The following is a 15,862-nucleotide window of genomic DNA, read 5'->3' on the forward strand; positions in this document are numbered from 1 at the left end:
AGTCACCGCTCCTTGTCACCGATCGGGGTCAACCGGCCTGCCGTTACTCGAGGTCACTGCTCCTTGCGCTGGTTGAGCACGACGATCGCGCCGCAGAACATGGCGAGCGCCACCAGCACGCCGCCCCCGTACAGCCACAGCCGGACCGGGTCGGGGCCGGGCCTGCTGGGCACCGGGGTGTCCTCGCCCTGCCCGAAGTGCTCGATGCCGGGCGTGATGCTGCGCTTGGCGCCGACGAGCCGCTCGGCGGCGTTGAGCGCGGCGGCGGCGTCCACCACGCCGAAGCCGGTCTCGTCGTCGTAGCCGGCGGCGGGGCGTCCCCTGGCGCTGGCGGAGAGCGCCTGCGCCACCTGCTCGGGCGCCAGGGCCGGGTAGCGCGCCTTGAGCAGCGCGGCCACACCGGCTACGAGCGCGGCGGCGGAGCTGGTGCCCTGGGACAGTTCGTAGCCGCTGCCGCGCTTGACGACGGGGACGTCCACGCCGGGCGCGGAGACCAGCACGGACAGGTTGTCGCTGCTGAACGCGGCCCGCTTGCCCTGCTTGTCGGTGGCGGCCACGCCGATGACGCCCGGGTAGCCGGCCGGGAAGCTCCAGTAGGAGGTGTTCTTCTCCCTGGCGTACGCGGTCTGGCCGTCGTTGCCGACGGCGGCGACCAGCACGACGCCCTTGCTCAGCGCGTACGAGACCGCCTCGCGCTCCGACCTGAGCGGGCCGTAGGAGCCGATCGACATGCTGACGACCTGCGCGCCGTGGTTGGCCGCGTAGCGCAGGGCGCGGGCCAGCGGGCTCTGGAGGCCCGGCTGGTCCTCCATGGGGGGCACGGCCGAGCCCGGCTCGTCGTCGATGACCATGGGCAGCGACAGGATGCGCGCGGACGGCGCGACGCCGGTGTATCCGCCCCCCTTGCCGGAGCCGGCGATGAGCGCGGCCATGGCGGTGCCGTGGCGGCCCGGCGGCAGCCGGCGCTGCACCGAGCCCGTGGTCATGTCGGGGCCGGTGGTGACGCGGCCCTTGAGCTCCTTGACGCGCGTGTCCACGGCGCTGTCCACGACGGCGACGGTGACGCCCTCGCCCTTGGTGACCGTCCACGCCTGCTTGACGTTGAGCGCGTCCAGCACCCATTCCTGCTGCTCTCTCACCGGGTCCGCCGTGGTGCCCGAGAAGGCGAGCACGGCGGCGGTCAGCACGCGTACGACGGTCAGCACACGTTCCCCTGAGTGCAGGGCGGCACCGTGGGCGGGTCCGCGAGGAAGTAGGCGATCTGGTTGCCGATGGACTTGGCGGCCGGCCACAGCTCGCTGTGCAGGATCTCCTCGGGCGGGATCGCGGCCCTGGTGCGGCCGTCGGCGTACCCGCCGGTCGAGAAGACGATGTACGGTCCCGCGCCCACCCAACCGGTCCGCTGCCGCTGCTCGGGGCCGAAGCGCTCGGTGACGGTGCCAGGGAAGGCCACGGGCAGCACGCCGACGCGGTCGTCCTGGGTCAGCTCCTCGCCTGCGGAGATGCGCGCCTCCTCGTCTTCGAGCACGGCCACGCCGATGGTGAAGACGAAGGTGGCGGTCTGGTCGACGTAGGTGGCCCGCAGCAGCGTCCTGCAGCCGTGGTTCTGCAGCACGGCGGCGACGGAGGCGTCCACGCCCTTGCCGCACTCGGTCTCGGGCGCGATGCCGACGCGCCTCGCGTACTGCTGGGCGCGGTCGAGCCCGAGGTATTTGACCTCTTCGGGGAAGACGCCGGTGGCGGGCCACGCCTGCCAGCGGCGGGCCACTTCCTCCTGCTGGTAGCGGCTCTGCTCGGCGGACGTCAGGGGCCGCGAGCGGGTCTCGGTGAACAGCCCGACGGTGCCGAGCAGGACGACGAGAGCCGAGACGGCGATGATGGTTCCGAGCAGCACCACGAACGCGCGGCGGTAACGGATTCCCTGCTGGAGCGCCGCCATTTCGGCGCGTTGCCTGGCCGCCGTGCGCTGACGCGAGTTGGCCGCCGGCCACGAGCGCACGCGCGAGCGGCGGCCGGTTGTGGCGCCGAGCGGGTTCCTCCGCCTCTGCGTGGCGTCCCCCTCGGCGCGCGGTAGCCCTGTGGTCGACCTACGTGCCTTCACCACCGCCTCGTTCCCGCATTCGCGTCGATGTCTATTTCGTCCCCCTGAAGGGGCGGATCATGCGTCTTGCGACATGTGCCCCCGCCGTACGCGTCTGACCAGGATAAAGATGACGGCGAGGGAGGCCAGCGCTCCCGCGGCGGCACCGGCGGCGACGGCCGCGCAGATCGTGACGCGCCGCTCGTCCCTGATGACCACGTCGATGGGGCCCGAACGCCCGCCGGCCAGCGGCCTGGCCGGGTCGTGCGCCTGCTCGCCCTCGGCCACCTCGGTGTGCCCCGCCAGCCTGGAGGCCTCGGACAGCGCCCGCGCGGCGTTGACGACGCCGAAGCCGGTGCCGGTGTCATAGCCGCCGGGCGGCAGGTCCTTGGCGCCCGCGGCCAGGGCACGGGCCACGAGCGGCGGCGACATCTCCGGAAATTTCGACTTGATGAGGGCGGCGACGCCCGACACCAGCGCCGTCGCCTGCGACGTGCCCCTGCCGACCCAGTACTCGTCGCCGGGGCCCGCGCCCATGATGTCCACACCCGGCGCGGCCACCAGCACCGAGGAGTTCCAGTTGGAGAACGCGGCCCGCCGCAGCCGCCGGTCGGTCGCGCCCACCGAGACCACGCCGGGGAACGCCGCAGGATAGGAGTAGGGCGCGAAGTCGCCGTGGGTCTTCCTGTCGCCGTCGTTGCCCGCGGCGGCGACCAGCACCACGCCCTTGCCGATCGCGTAGCGCACGGCCGCCCGCTCCTCGCGGGTGGCCAGCTCCTTCGAGATCGACAGGTTGATCACGTCGGCCCCTTCGTCGACCGCGTAGCGGATGCCCCTGGCCACCACGTTCTCGAAGCGCTCGGCCGAGTTGAACGTCAGGAAACCCGGCTCCTCGTCCTCCAGGATGACCCGTACCGACAGTACGTCCGCTTCCGGCGCCACGCCGATGATCCCCCGTTTTCGGTCCGGCCCGTGGCCGTGCCCGGCGATCAGCGACGCCATGTACGTGCCGTGCAGCCTGCGGGGAGCCGTGCCCGGGGGGTTCGCGCCCGCGGTGAAGTCCTTGCCGACGCGTACGGACCCGGCCAGGTCGCGGTGGTGCGGATCGACGCCCGAGTCCAGCACGGCCACCGTCACCCCCGCGCCCTTGCTGACCCGCCACGCCTTGGTCAGCGCCAGCGTCTCGATCACCGCGCGCTGCCCGCCGCGCACGTCGTCGGCGTAGGCGGGCGCGGGCGGCCACAGCAGCGCGACGGCCGCGGCCGCCGCCGCCCCCCTGCGCAACGCCCTCGCGCGCTCCTTCAGCACCGCCACTCCCCCGATCCGCAGTCGGGCATGCGCGGCCTGCTCAGCTCGGCGAGCACCTGCTCGGAGATCTCGGTGGCGAAGGCGAAGATGGATGGGCGCGGCTCGCCCGCCGCCTTCGCGGGCCGCCCGTCCACCTGGCCCGAGGTGGTGAGCACGAGGTACGGGCCCGCCTGGCGGACCGATCCCGCCTCGCGCACCCCGGGCGTGAACCGGTCGGCCAGCGTCTTGCGGAACGCGACCGGCCGCAGCCCCGGAGTGGGCTTGCCGGTGTCGGAGAACGCCGACCTCGCGCGTACGGCGTGGGCCTCGTCGCGCAGCACCACGACGCCGACGGTGACGAGCACGCCGCGCAGCGCGTCGACGTACGTGGCCCGCAGCACGCCCTTGCAGCCGGCGCGGCGCAGCGCCTCGACGGCGGCGGCGTCCACCGCCTCGCCGTCGCAGGCGGTGCGCGGCGAGATGCCGATTCTTCTGGCACGTTCCCGGCCGCCCTGCTCGGCGGAGTAGGGCAGCGTCGCGGGAAAGATGCGGCCCGCGGGCCAGGTGCGCCAGCGCTCTGCGACCTCGCGCTGGGCCGCGGCACGCAGCTCGGCCGCCGTCGGGCCGCGGGTGAGCTCCGTGCCGGCCGCGCTCCCCGCGACCCCGGCGGCCACCGCGCAGATCAGCATCAGCGCGGAGGCCACCACGAGGGTCGGCCATGGACGGGCGGAGTTCACGGCAACGACCTTAACCGGGAGGTCCCGGCGGAAACCGCTTAATAGGTGGGCAGGCTCGGGTCGACCGTCTTGATCCAGCTCAGCACACCGCCGCCGACGTGGACGGCGTCGGAGAAGCCGGCGTTCTTGACGACCGCGAGCGCCTCGGCCGACCGCGCACCCGACTTGCAGTGGAGCACGATCTTCTTGTCCTGCGGCAGCTTCTCCAGGGCCGAGCCGTTGAGGAACTCGCCCTTCGGGATCAGCGTGGCGCCGGGGATGTTGACGATCTCGTACTCGTTGGGCTCGCGGACGTCGACGAGGAAGATGTTCTCGCCGCGGTCCATCATGCCCTTGAGCTCCTGCGCCGTGATCGTCGAGCCGCTGGCCGCCTCGGCGGCCTCCTCGGAGATCGCGCCGCAGAACGCCTCGTAGTCGTCGAGGAGCGTGGTCAGCGTCGGGTTCTTGCCGCACAGCACGCACTCGGGGTCCTTACGGACCTTGACGTCGCGGTACTTCATCTCCAGGGCGTCGTAGATCATCAGCCGGCCGACCAGCGGGTCGCCGATGCCGGTCAGCAGCTTGATGGCCTCGTTGACCTGGATGGAGCCGATCGACGCGCACAGCACGCCGAGCACGCCGCCCTCGGCGCACGACGGCACCATGCCGGGAGGCGGAGGCTCCGGGTAGAGGCAGCGGTAGCAGGGGCCGTGCTCAGCCCAGAAGACGCTCGCCTGGCCGTCGAAGCGGTAGATCGAGCCCCAGACGTACGGCTTGCCGAGCAGCACCGCCGCGTCGTTGACCATGTAGCGGGTGGCGAAGTTGTCGGTGCCGTCGACGATGAGGTCGTAGCCGGAGAAGATCTCCATGACGTTGTCGACGGCCAGCATCGTGTCGTGGATGACGACGTTGACCAGCGGGTTGATCTCGCGGATCGTCGCGGCGGCGCTCTCGGCCTTGGGCCTGCCCACGTCGGACTGGCCGTGGATGACCTGGCGCTGCAGGTTCGACTCATCGACCACGTCGAAGTCGATGATGCCGAGGGTGCCGACGCCCGCCGCGGCGAGGTACATCAGCGTGGGCGAGCCCAGGCCCCCGGCGCCCACACACAGCACCTTGGCGTTCTTCAGCCGCTTCTGCCCCGCCATGCCCACGTCGGGAATGATCAGGTGGCGTGAGTAGCGGCGCACTTCGTCGACGGTCAGCTCATCGGCCGGCTCGACCAGCGGTGGCAACGACACTTTCTACGCTCCCGTTTTAAAGGGGACCCATCTCCTTGTGAAACCTAGCTGGGCAGTGGGGCATTCCCCAATCGCGTCTCACTGATCAGACGGCGCGCCTCGGCCGCCACGACGCGCGGCATCTCCATCATCGCCACGTGTCCCGCCGTCGGCAGCAGCACCAGCCTGACCTGCCTGAACGTACGGTACGCCTTGTCCGCCATCGCCGGGCGGACCAGCCGGTCGTGGCGTCCGTGAATGATCAGCGTGGGGGCCTTGACCTTGGCCGCCTGCCGCCACAGGTTCTCCTCTCCCCTGCGGAAGTACTCCGACACGATGCCGCGCGCCGAGCCGACGATCGCCTGGCCCGCGTACGGCAGCTCGTCGCGCCTGCGCTGCTCCTCGATGGCGTCGCGCAGGCGTACGGGGTGGACCGCCCGCATGTCGGCGTAGACCATGGCCATGGACGCGGTGATGCGCTGTTCGACGGGCACCAGGCGCAGCCGGTCGGCCACCCACTCGCCCAGCTTGGGTATCGCGGCGGCGGCCACCCGGATGGGGCCGTAGCGGGGCAGCAGGTCGGGCAGCGCGGGGGAGATGAGCGTGAGCGAGCGCACCAGGTCGGGCCGCTGGGCGGCGACCCTGACGGAGATCGCGCCGCCCATCGAGTTGCCGAACAGGTGGGCGGGGCCCGTGTGCTCCAGCAGGCCGATCACCACGTTGGAATGGGCCGCCACGGAGTAGTCGCCGTCGGCGGGGGCGGGCGAGAAGCCGGCGCCGGGAAGATCGATGGCGTGGCCGGTGACCGTGTCCTTGAGCTCGTCCATCAGGTCGGTCCAGTTGGTCGCCGAGCCGGCCAGGCCGTGCACGAACACCGCCTGCTCCGCGGGGCCTTCGGGAGTGGACCTGACGTGCACCGGGCCGATCATCCTGCCCGGCCAGTGCGGGACCGGCTCCGCGGTCATCGCTGCTCCTCCTCGCTCCTCGAACGGCGTCTTCCCCTTCTTCTGACGATAACCATCGCTTCTACAGGGGGTCTGGATTCCGTACAGCGTGGTTATTTCCATGATTTTTCTGGACATGTGGCTCGATAGCCCCCAGACGGGGACAGGGGGTAGCCCATGCTCACCAGCCGTATCGCCGCTCGCCTGACCGCCGCAGCCCTGTGCTGCGGCGCCCTGTACTGCGCGGTTCTGTGCTGCGCGGTTCTGTGCTGCGCGGCTCTGTGCTGCGCCACCGCCCGCCCCGCCCGCGCGGCCGCCCCCGCCGCCGCGGCCGCTTCGCAGGAGCGCGTGGAGTGCCTCTACCGGGTGGTCCGCGTGAAGACTCGCCTGAACGTCCGGGCCCAGCCCGGCGGCGAGGTACTGGACAAGATCTACCCCGGTGACCGCACGTGGGGACCGTGCACGAAGGTCGGCGACTGGCGCCGGATCCGGGGGACGGAGAACAAGCTGACCGGCTACGCCTACAGCCACTACCTCAAAAAGCTAGGCCGCCGCTGACGCCTCACCACGACACCCCCGCACCCGCACCCGCCTGACCGAACACCCCAGTCGCCCAGCACCCGCCTGACCGAACACCCCGATCAGCTCAACAGTCCCGCCGACCGAACACGGCCGATCGCCCAGCCGCCCCACCGACCGGACCGCCCCGCCCCCGTAACGCCAAGCACCCGAGCAACCCCACCCGCCCATCCGCACCCACCCCGACCACCCCACCGACCGAAACCGCCCCAGCCCGCATCCCCGCAACACAGATCTCCACCCCCGCATTACCGATCACCCGAGCGACCCCACTCGCCCAGTCCGCCCTCACCCCGGCCACCCCGCCGACGGAACCGCCCCGACTTCCCCATCCCGCGCCAACGCCGGTCACCCGAGCAACCCACCCGCCCAGTCCACTCTCGCTCGCCATCCCAAATACCCCATCCGCCCCACCGACCCCACGCCTTCACCATGGGACAGATGCGTACAAACCCGGATATTTCACGTCATAGATCTCTAATCGATCTCTTGGCGCTCCAAGCATGTGGCAAAAGCTGGCGTTTGCCGTTTATGACACACCCACCCGGAAAGCATCACGGTACCCAGCGTGACACCAGCACCACTCACCGTTAACGGCGAGCGGCCGCAGGATGTCACGCCCGGGGACCAACGCAGGAGCGGCAGACATCTCCGGGGACACCTCCCCGTATCACGATGGCCACAGCCGCGCCCGAACGACGCCCGATATCGGCGAGCAGCCGCGCACGCATCACCTGAATGGTGCATCCGGCCGGCCTCACCACGACGTCCGGCGTTTTATCGGGCCCAGCGTCGCGGCCTTTATCGCGCTCGCGGAATTTCACATCCGCGCGCGTAATAACCGCCTGCGTACGACCGCCGTGAATGGCGCGCCCAGGCACGCCCGGCGACCTGTTCCGGCCGCCTATCGCCGCCTGCGCATCGCGGCTCGATATGCCGTCGAATCGGACATATCATCTCTTATCATTTGATAATTATGTAATGCGAGCAATAAGATTGTTAATGCAGTGCAAAATGGAGTCTTCGCCGTTTGCCCGCCCATCGGCACGGAAATGACATTCGACGGATGAGCCTTCAGCAGCCGTCCAAGATCTGTTTCCTATCGAATAGGAAACAGCCGAGAACGGGGCAATCGATCCTTTAGGGGGAAACACAATGCCCAAGCTCAAGAGTGTTATCGCAGGCCTCGCCCTCAGCACGGCGGTGACCGGCGGCGTTGTGGGCGTGGGCGCGGCCACGTCCGCCGCGGGCGCCACCACCCAGGTCAGCAACGGCGCGTCCGTCCTCATGGACGACGGCTGGGGCTGGGGCTGGGGCCACCGCCGTCACCACCGTCACCACCACCACGCCCGCTGCGGTAAGAACCACCACGGCGGCTGGGGCTGGGGCGGCTGGGGCTGGGGCCACCGTCGTCACCGCGGCGAGATCTGCATCGTCGTCCGCAACGACAACGTGAACGACAACGGCCCCCGTCACCACCACCGCCGCGACGGCGTCCGGTAGTGAATGACCGTGCATTGATGGCGCAAGGAGTTCTCGAGGACGGTCCGCATTTCGCGCGCGGTTCGGCCTGAGGTTCACTCTCCTCGTCTTCATGGATTACTGGTGAGGGCCCTCCCGGCTCGTCCGGGAGGCCCTCACTACGTCTTTTCCCGACCGCCTTCGCGGCCGGGCTTTCGCGTATGGAACGAAAGACGCCGACGCGCGTACGTTCCACGCCTTGAGGCGTTTTCTCATGCCCGCGACTTCTTCATGCGCGGCATATTCGCCTGGCTCCGCGGCGTTCTTCCGCCCTTCTATGGATGCGCCACGTCATGAGAAGTACTGGACTAGGACAAGAGCCCCTAATGTCCGTTTCTTCTGCTTTCGCCGGGAAATATGCACTGTGCGGATGAATCGCAAGTCTCATCCGCGAACGGGGCAATCGATCCTTTAGGGGGAAAACGCAATGCCCAAGCTCAAGAGTGTCATCGCCGGTCTCGCCCTGAGCACCGCTCTTACGGGCGGCGTGGTCAGCCTCGGGGCTGCCACCACCACCGCGAGCGCCGATGCCGCCACCACCCAGATCACCGCCGGCAAGTCGGTCCTGGCCGGACACGGCTGCGGCTGGCGTCCCCGCCGCTGCGGCTGGGGCTGGGGCTGGAAGCGCTGGAAGAAGTGGAACCACCGTCGCCACCACGGTATCGGCCGGATCCGCATCGTCATCATCAACAAGAACCACAACGACAACCGCTCCGACAGGCGCTGGTAGTCCCCGGCCGCTGAGTCCGCCCATGCGATGAACTCAGGCCGAACCTGAAATGAGTGCCCGTACCGACCGAGAGGCACCTACCGTCCTCGGCGCCAAGGACAGGGCCCACCGGGTACGGGCACTCGCCCCCTCACCCCTCCCCCTCTCGCACCCCACAAGGTCCCCATCCTCACCACCCAGAGACCACCCAACGGTCCTCCACAGCCCGGTACGACCGGTCCCCCATCGCCCCGCCGCACCCGGGCGGCCACCACACCCGTCCCTCAACGTCCCGACGGATCACCGCAGCGACCTGGCGACCGGCAACTCACGCAGCCCCGCCGCGACAATCGCGACATGCGCGGCCACCACCCCACCGCACGAACACCGCTCGCCCAGCCACTCAACGCAGCCCACCCGGAGCAACCCACGCCCCAGGACGAGTCCAGTCCCCAACCGGCCGCGCCGCCGACACCACATCAGCCACCGACGCCACCACGCACCGACCACAGCGCTGCCCGGTCGTCCCTCGCTCTGCGACGAACCCGCCGTACAAACCCACCCCAGCGCCGCCTGCGCAACCTCAGCCGTGCACGACCCCGGCGTCACAGCGCACAGACGCCGTACACCCCCAGCCCAGCACCGCCCACGCAACCCCAGCCATCCGCAACCCCGACCCCACAGCACGCAGGCGCCGCACACCCCAACCCCAGCCATGCGCGATCCCGGCCTCACAGCGCGCATTCACCCTCGCCCTGCCGGCACCAGAAGCGCGGTCCTCCCTTCCCACCCGGCACGGCGGCGTTCCTAGTCCGGCGGCCCTTTCCACCCCTCATGCCCGCGGCGCCACGGCCTGCGCGGCGGCCCAACCTGGGCACAGCCATCCGCAGCGAACACACGGCGTGCGACGCCGGTGCGTGCGCGAGCCTGGGGCGCTCGGCCGCAGCCGCCACCCGGACGGCCTTGATCCAGGCGGCGAACAAGAAGCCGCACGGGCACGGACCCGCGCGGCAGCGGCTCATCATCGCCGGGCCATCTTCCGTCGTATTGCAATTCGCGCACAACCCCGGGAAAGGCCCGCCATCAAAACTCAAGGACGAACCGAGAATGACGCAGCAAGGGCTCCCCGGCAGTACCGGGAAGCCCTCACCTTGAATCCCGCGGAGACTAGGAAACCGGAATTTCCTACGCCATTGTCACGCGGTCATATCAACGGGTGTTCGCGTCGAGGACGCGGTCCCGCGGCACGAACCGGCGGTGCTCAGGGTTGCGGTTGACGTTGCGGTTGTGGATCTTGACCTTCACGCGCAGCTTGTGGTGGTGACGACGGTGTCCCCAGCCCCAGCCGCAGCGCCGCCAGCCCCAGCCCCAGCCGCCGCAGCCGGCGAGGACGGAGTTGCCGGTGCTGACCTGCGTGGCAGCGTCGGCGCTGGCGGAGGTCGTGGCGGCACCAACGCTGACCGCGGCGCCGGTCAGCGCGGTGCTGATGGCGAGGCCGGCGATAACACTCTTGAGCTTGGGCATTGCGTTTTCCCCCTAAAGGATCGATTGCCCCGTTCTCGACGTCCCCGGATAACCGGGAACAGGTCTTGGACGCCTGCTGAAGAGTCATCCACGAAGTGTCATTTCCGGCAGTTCAGCGCACAAACAGAAGCGCATTCATTTTGCTCTGCATTAAGAATCTTATTGCTTGCATTAAACGTCTATCCAATGAAATAACACGAATTGTGATGATATGTCCCTTTGGATGGCGTGCCTCGGGTGCGGCGGCCCTGGCGGCCTGAGGGCGCAAGCCTTCGTTGCAGGGGCCTCGGCGCGGAGTCAGGTGGGTGGGAGTGAAGGTCGCAGTGCATGCGGCGGCGAGACGACGTCTAGGGCGTCGGCGGGCGACGAGGAGCTCTATGCCACGGGATGCCGCCGCTGTGCGCCAGGAGCCGGCACGTCGTGACGCTGGCGCCGAGTGATGAGCCCAGCGCACGTAACGTCGCAAGCGCGGCCACTCCCCCAGGCGCACAGCACGGGAACGCAGGGGACATGCCACGCGCCCCAAGTTCACCGAGCCCGCCGCGCGATCCGAGTCCGCCCAGGAACAGCGCGGGAACGCAGGGGCGGGCACACCACTCGACCGCATCCGCCAGGCACAGCACAGGAACACAGAGGCGGGCACACCACTCGACCCAAGTCCGCTGCGGCCGCCACGTGATCCGAGTCCGCCAGGCGCACCGCTCGACCCGCGTCCGCTGACGCCAGCGCGGGCGGCTCGGTGGGAGAAGTTTGGCGACTTGGCGGCGGAATGCCGCGGGCGGCCGGTGAGTGTCGCAGGCGGAACAGGCGGGACGCCTCGCCTCCAGCCCACAGGGGAACTCGCCTCAAGCCCACAGGTGAATGGGGAACCGGGCGGTCCCGCCGCGGGCGGCAGGCCGCGCGCCCGCGGCGCCCAGTGCCGGCCAGACGGTCAGGGGTGGGTGCCCGGTGCCCGAAGCAGCGCCAGTGTCCGGGCCCCAGTGTCCGGGGCTCACTGTCCGGGGCTCACTGTCCGGGGCTCACTGTCCGGGGCTCAATGTTCGGGGCTCATCAGGTCTCAGCGTTCGGATCTTGTGTTCAAGGCCTCACGTTCGGGCCTTTGTTCGGGCGCTGACGTTCAGACGCAACGATCCTGCTGGGGGTTCGGGCCCAGGGGGTAGGTGCAATGCCGGGGCAGCCGGGTCGGGAGGGGTGTCTGAGCGGCCGGAGTCGAGTGGCGGTGCCGAAGGGGTCAGGCGGTCTTGCGGGTCTTGCGCTTGGCGGGTGCCTTCTCCTCGTCCTTCGAGTCCTTGGACGACGTCTTGGAGGCCTTCGCCTTCCCGGCGGCCGCCTTCTTCGGTTTGGAGGCGCCTTCTCGTTCCCGCTTCGCGGCCTCCACGCTGGCCCGCAGGGCGGCCATCAGGTCCACGGCGGGCTTGGCCTCCTCTTCCTCCTGCGCCGCGATGACCTCCTTGCCCGCCACCTTGGCCTCGATGACCTGTTGCAGGGCCTCGCGGTAGGTGTCGTGGTACTCGCTCGGGTCGAAGTCGGACTCCATGGTGCTGATGAGCGACTCCGCCATCTTGAGTTCTTGGGGGCGTACCTCGATGTCCTCGTCGAGGAAAGCGAAGTCGGGCTCGCGGATCTCGTCCGGCCAGAGCATGGTCTCCAGGACGAAGACGCCCTCGCGGACGCGCAGCGTCGCGAGGGACTCGCGCTGGCGCAGAGCGACCTTGACGACGGCGACCTGCCCCGAGCTCTCCAGGGCGTCGCGCAGCAGCACGTACGGCTTGGCGCCCTGCGCGTCGGGCTCCAGGTAGTACGACTTGGCGAAGTAGATGGGGTCGATCTGCTCGGCGGGGGTGAACTGCAGGACGTCGATCCTGCGGGAGGTGCTGAGCGGCAGGTCCTCGAAGTCCTCGTCGGTGAGCACGACGATCTCGCCGGTGGCGAGTTCGTAACCCTTGGCGATGTCGGAGTAGGGGACCTCTTCGCCGTCCTGGGTGCAGACGCGCTTGTAGCGGATGCGTCCGCCGTCTTTGCGGTGGACCTGGTGGAACGTGACGTCCTTCTGCTCCGTGGCCGAGTACAGCTTGACCGGGATCGTGACCAGACCGAAGGAGATCGCACCTTTCCAGATGCTGCGCATGGTCACTCCTCAAGCTCTCAGCGGCCCACCGTGGGGCACATACCCGTCGTGGGGCAAGCAATGCCATACCCGCTCGAACCGCTGCTCGCCGTACCTGGGGAAGTACCGTCCGGGCACGCGCTCGCCGTACGCCGTGCTCGACGACCCGCACCGCGGGCAACGCCCGCTGGAGGTGCCGCACAGCCCGTTCGCCGACGCGGTGCCGTGACGGAATCGGTGGGTTAGGCCCGATCTCGTAGGGGAGGTGGCCTACACGACGTGGACCGACGACCAGCGGTTGCGACACCCCGTGTGGCGCGGCCTGCGCCCCGACAAGCTCCCCGCGGAGGTGACGCCATGAAGGTGCCGGTCAAAGTCGACGGGCGCGAGCTCACGCTGAGCAACCTCGACAAGGTGCTCTATCCCGACAGCGGGTTCACCAAGGCCGAGGTCATCGACTACTACAGCCGCGTCGCCCCCGTCCTGCTGCCGCACCTGCGGGGACGTCCCCTGACCGTCAAGCGCTACCCCGACGGCGTGACCGGGCAGTCGTTCTTCGAGAAGAACGCCCCCGAGCACACCCCCGGCTGGGTCAGGCGCGTCAACCTCCCGGCGCCCGGCAGCACCAAGAACCGCGAGACCATCGACTTCGCGATCGTCGACGACCTGCCCACGCTCGTCTACTACGCCAACCTCGCCGCGCTCGAACTGCACGTCCCCCAGTGGCGCGTGGACGACGAGGGGCGGGCGCTGCCGCCGGACACGCTGGTGTTCGACCTCGACCCCGGCCCGCCGGCCACGATCGTCGAGTGCACGCGCGTGGCGCTCATGCTCCGCGAGGTGCTCGACGCCGAAGGGCTCACCGCGCTGCCGAAGACCAGCGGCAGCAAGGGCATGCAGCTGTACGCGGACTGGGACCGCCGCGAGGAGCCGTCCGCGTACGCCAAGAGGCTGGCCCAGCTCCTGGAGAAGGAGCACCCCGATCAGGTCGTCAGCGTCATGGCGAAGAAGGCGCGGCCCGGCAAGGTGTTCATCGATTGGAGTCAGAACAACCCCGCGAAGACCACCGTGGCACCCTATTCTCTGCGTGCCAGGGAACAACCGACCGTGTCGACTCCGCTCACTTGGGAAGAGGTCGGGGGCTGCGAACACCCCGAGGATCTGGTGTTCACGGCGCCCGACGTACTTGCGAGAGTGGAGAAGCACGGCGACCTTTTCAGCCGGGCGTAGTCTGGTTCCGTCCACACCGAGAAGGGGGCCGAAGATGTCGGAGATGGACGTACGCGGGGACGAAGGTCCGTACACCGAAGAGGAGGAGCTGTCGATCGAGACGCCCGAGGCGGACGCGATCGAGCAGCAGCGCGAGATGCTCCAGAGCACCGGACAGCTGCGCCGGGAGCTCCCGCTCGACGTCGACCCCGCCGACGGGGCCGACCAGGACCGCGTGGTCGATCTCGACGACGACGACTACTACCGCTGAGCCCCGGCCCGGCGGCGGTGACCTGCGTGAAGGAGGCCGGAGGCGGCCGGACGCGTCCGACGCCGGCGACCTGCCGCACGTAGGATGTCCGCACAGTTCGCTGACAGACCAATGGAGACCCGCGTGACCGCAACCCCGGATGCCAAGCCCCGGGGCACCCGGCTGCCCCGCCTGGCCCGCCGCCGGCAGCTCCTGAGCGCCGCGCAGGAAGTGTTCGTGGAGAACGGCTATCACGCGGCCGCCATGGACGAGATCGCCGACCGGGCCGGGGTCAGCAAGCCCGTGCTCTACCAGCACTTCCCCGGCAAGCTCGAGCTCTACCTCGCGCTGCTCGACCTCCATGTCGACGACATGGTCAACCGCTGCCGCGAGGCCCTCGCCTCCACGCAGGAGAACAAGCTGCGCGTGCAGGCCACGTTCAGCGCCTTCTTCGACTTCGTCTCCACGCAGGGCGAGGCGTTCCGGCTGGTCTTCGAGTCCGACCTGCGCAACGTCGCGCCGGTGCGGCAGCGGGTCGAACGCGCGCTGAGCGACTGCGCCGAGATGGTCAGCGAGCTGATCCAGGAGGACACCGGCTGCACCAGCGACGAGGCTCATCTGCTCGGTGTGGGCCTGGTCGGCATGGCCGAGGTGAGCGCGCGCTACTGGGTCACCACGAAGGGGTCGATCCCCAAGGACGCGGCCGAGCAGCTCATGGCCCGGCTCGCGTGGCGGGGCATCAGCGGTTTTCCGCGTACGGCTTAACCCGTTCGCTGGGCGCGATCATTCGTCGTGCCGGTCGGTGTGACCGGCCACGATGAAGGTGAGCCAGCCCGTCACCTAGGGAGCCACGATGGAAGTCAAGATCGGCGTACGTTCCGTACACCGCGAGCTCGTTGTCGAGACCGACCTCTCCGCCGAGCAGGTGGAGGAGGAGATCAGGAACGCCCTGTCCGTCGATCGCGGCGGCGTGTTCGCGCTGACCGATGTCAAGGGCAGGCGGGTCGTGGTGCCGGTGGCCTCGCTCGGGTTCGTCGAGATCGGAGAGGACGAGGCCCGCCCGGTCGGGTTCGGCGGGACGTTGTAGGAGCTGTTTCCGGGGAGGGTACGGCTGCGACCGCCGTACCCTTCGCCGTCACCGGCGGTGTTCAGCCGTGCCGGGCCCTTCGTGGCCTTCGGGCTCGGCGGCGGTGAAGGCCCGGTGACCTGGCGAATCGGTTGCCTTGAGCTCGGCCCAGAGCCTGTGATCGGCCTGGCTTAGGGCTCGGCCCCGGAGCTTGAGGCCGGCCTCGCTCAGGGCTCGGGCCGGAGCCTGGGCTCGGACTTGAGTCGTGCCGCGCCCCGTCTTCTTCGGCTCCCCACGATGGCGGCGGGCAGCGTGCGATGGCGGCGCGAGCGGTCGGGTGTGCGGAAGCGTGCGGGTCAGCGAGTTGGAAAGTCCCGTTTCGGGCGGAACGTAGCGGTGGCGGTTCAGACGCGGGGGTAGCGGCGGAGCAGGCAGCCGCGGGGGCGGCGGGGGCACGGGACGCACGTCCGGCCCGGCTCCGCAGCCGGGCAGGCCGCGCTCTCCCGTCGCAGCACAGCGCGGGGTACCCAGCGGTTCGGCCCACATCTCGTCAAGGAATTGCCGTAGCGGCGCGAGGCCCTCATGTCGGCACGGTACAACCGTTCCGCGCCGTGCGCCGCCCGTTAGCGCAACACCACCTCCCCCGAGCC

16 protein-coding genes and 1 pseudogene are annotated in these 15,862 nt (G+C 69.6%); 9 read left to right on the forward strand and 8 right to left on the reverse strand.

All coding sequences use genetic code 11. The annotated features are described in order from the left end of the window. Window positions 1-53: 53 nt before the first annotated feature. From ACGFIM_RS34530 to ACGFIM_RS34555, 6 genes are all read right to left on the reverse strand, one after another. Window positions 54-1,205 (reverse strand): S8 family serine peptidase, encoded by a 1,152-nt coding sequence (locus ACGFIM_RS34530; RefSeq protein ID WP_393209363.1) that lies wholly within the window; start codon window positions 1,203-1,205, stop codon window positions 54-56. Further along, window positions 1,199-1,939 (reverse strand): hypothetical protein, encoded by a 741-nt coding sequence (locus ACGFIM_RS34535; protein WP_393209365.1) that lies wholly within the window; start codon window positions 1,937-1,939, stop codon window positions 1,199-1,201. The genes ACGFIM_RS34530 and ACGFIM_RS34535 overlap by 7 nt, the downstream gene beginning before the upstream one ends. 219 nt (window positions 1,940-2,158) lie before the next feature. Continuing rightward, a complete protein-coding gene (locus tag ACGFIM_RS34540; protein ID WP_393209368.1) occupies window positions 2,159-3,388 on the reverse strand; it encodes a S8 family serine peptidase in 1,230 nt (409 codons plus the stop codon). Beyond that, window positions 3,382-4,104: a hypothetical protein gene (locus tag ACGFIM_RS34545; RefSeq protein ID WP_393209371.1), complete on the reverse strand. Its 723-nt coding sequence runs from the start codon at window positions 4,102-4,104 to the stop codon at window positions 3,382-3,384. Before ACGFIM_RS34545 ends, ACGFIM_RS34540 begins: the two co-directional genes overlap by 7 nt. A gap of 38 nt (window positions 4,105-4,142) precedes the next feature. Beyond that, entirely contained in the window at window positions 4,143-5,324 is a 1,182-nt protein-coding gene (gene moeZ / locus ACGFIM_RS34550) for an adenylyltransferase/sulfurtransferase MoeZ (protein WP_393209374.1), read from the reverse strand. A gap of 44 nt (window positions 5,325-5,368) precedes the next feature. Continuing rightward, on the reverse strand, window positions 5,369-6,268 hold the full coding sequence (locus ACGFIM_RS34555) for an alpha/beta fold hydrolase (protein WP_393209377.1): 900 nt from the start codon (window positions 6,266-6,268) through the stop codon (window positions 5,369-5,371). A 156-nt stretch (window positions 6,269-6,424) separates the two neighbouring features. Between ACGFIM_RS34555 and ACGFIM_RS34560 the strand changes: the two genes are divergently transcribed. The 3 genes from ACGFIM_RS34560 (at window position 6,425) to ACGFIM_RS34570 (ending at window position 9,077) form a co-directional block, all read left to right on the forward strand. After that, window positions 6,425-6,805 (forward strand): hypothetical protein, encoded by a 381-nt coding sequence (locus ACGFIM_RS34560; RefSeq protein WP_393209380.1) that lies wholly within the window; start codon window positions 6,425-6,427, stop codon window positions 6,803-6,805. Window positions 6,806-7,981: 1,176 nt separating this feature from the next. Beyond that, the gene (locus tag ACGFIM_RS34565; protein WP_393209383.1) at window positions 7,982-8,329 is read left to right on the forward strand and encodes a hypothetical protein; all 348 of its coding nucleotides are present in this window, start codon (window positions 7,982-7,984) and stop codon (window positions 8,327-8,329) included. Window positions 8,330-8,774: 445 nt separating this feature from the next. Next, entirely contained in the window at window positions 8,775-9,077 is a 303-nt protein-coding gene (locus tag ACGFIM_RS34570; protein WP_393209386.1) for a hypothetical protein, read from the forward strand. Window positions 9,078-10,265: 1,188 nt separating this feature from the next. On the opposite strand, the gene ACGFIM_RS34575 is transcribed toward ACGFIM_RS34570, so the two are convergent. Further along, a complete protein-coding gene (locus tag ACGFIM_RS34575) occupies window positions 10,266-10,580 on the reverse strand; it encodes a hypothetical protein (protein ID WP_393209389.1) in 315 nt (104 codons plus the stop codon). 1,231 nt (window positions 10,581-11,811) lie between these two features. Beyond that, window positions 11,812-12,708, reverse strand: a complete 897-nt coding sequence (locus ACGFIM_RS34580; RefSeq protein WP_393209392.1) for a Ku protein — start codon at window positions 12,706-12,708, stop codon at window positions 11,812-11,814. On the opposite strand from ACGFIM_RS34580, the gene ACGFIM_RS34585 reads away from it, so the two are divergent. The 6 genes and pseudogenes from ACGFIM_RS34585 to ACGFIM_RS34610 all read left to right on the forward strand — a co-directional run bounded on the left by ACGFIM_RS34585 (window position 12,707) and on the right by ACGFIM_RS34610 (window position 15,233). Continuing rightward, window positions 12,707-12,916, forward strand: a complete 210-nt coding sequence (locus ACGFIM_RS34585; RefSeq protein ID WP_393209395.1) for a hypothetical protein — start codon at window positions 12,707-12,709, stop codon at window positions 12,914-12,916. The two genes, ACGFIM_RS34580 and ACGFIM_RS34585, sit on opposite strands and share 2 nt — an antisense overlap. Before the next feature lie 18 nt (window positions 12,917-12,934). Beyond that, window positions 12,935-13,048, forward strand: a pseudogene (locus tag ACGFIM_RS34590) (hypothetical protein); the annotation flags it as partial. Then, window positions 13,045-13,917, forward strand: coding sequence for a non-homologous end-joining DNA ligase (ligD, locus tag ACGFIM_RS34595; RefSeq protein WP_393209398.1), 873 nt, complete (start codon window positions 13,045-13,047; stop codon window positions 13,915-13,917). The pseudogene ACGFIM_RS34590 and the gene ligD, both read left to right, overlap by 4 nt. 34 nt (window positions 13,918-13,951) lie before the next feature. Then, the gene (locus tag ACGFIM_RS34600) at window positions 13,952-14,167 is read left to right on the forward strand and encodes a hypothetical protein (RefSeq protein ID WP_364069047.1); all 216 of its coding nucleotides are present in this window, start codon (window positions 13,952-13,954) and stop codon (window positions 14,165-14,167) included. A 123-nt stretch (window positions 14,168-14,290) separates the two neighbouring features. Continuing rightward, a complete protein-coding gene (locus ACGFIM_RS34605) occupies window positions 14,291-14,911 on the forward strand; it encodes a TetR/AcrR family transcriptional regulator (RefSeq protein ID WP_364069045.1) in 621 nt (206 codons plus the stop codon). 88 nt (window positions 14,912-14,999) lie between these two features. Beyond that, window positions 15,000-15,233 (forward strand): DUF3107 domain-containing protein, encoded by a 234-nt coding sequence (locus ACGFIM_RS34610; RefSeq protein ID WP_393209402.1) that lies wholly within the window; start codon window positions 15,000-15,002, stop codon window positions 15,231-15,233. The last annotated feature ends 629 nt before the right edge of the window (window positions 15,234-15,862 follow it).

This window comes from Nonomuraea sp. NPDC049309 (genome assembly GCF_043196965.1).
GTDB lineage: Bacteria > Actinomycetota > Actinomycetes > Streptosporangiales > Streptosporangiaceae > Nonomuraea > Nonomuraea fastidiosa.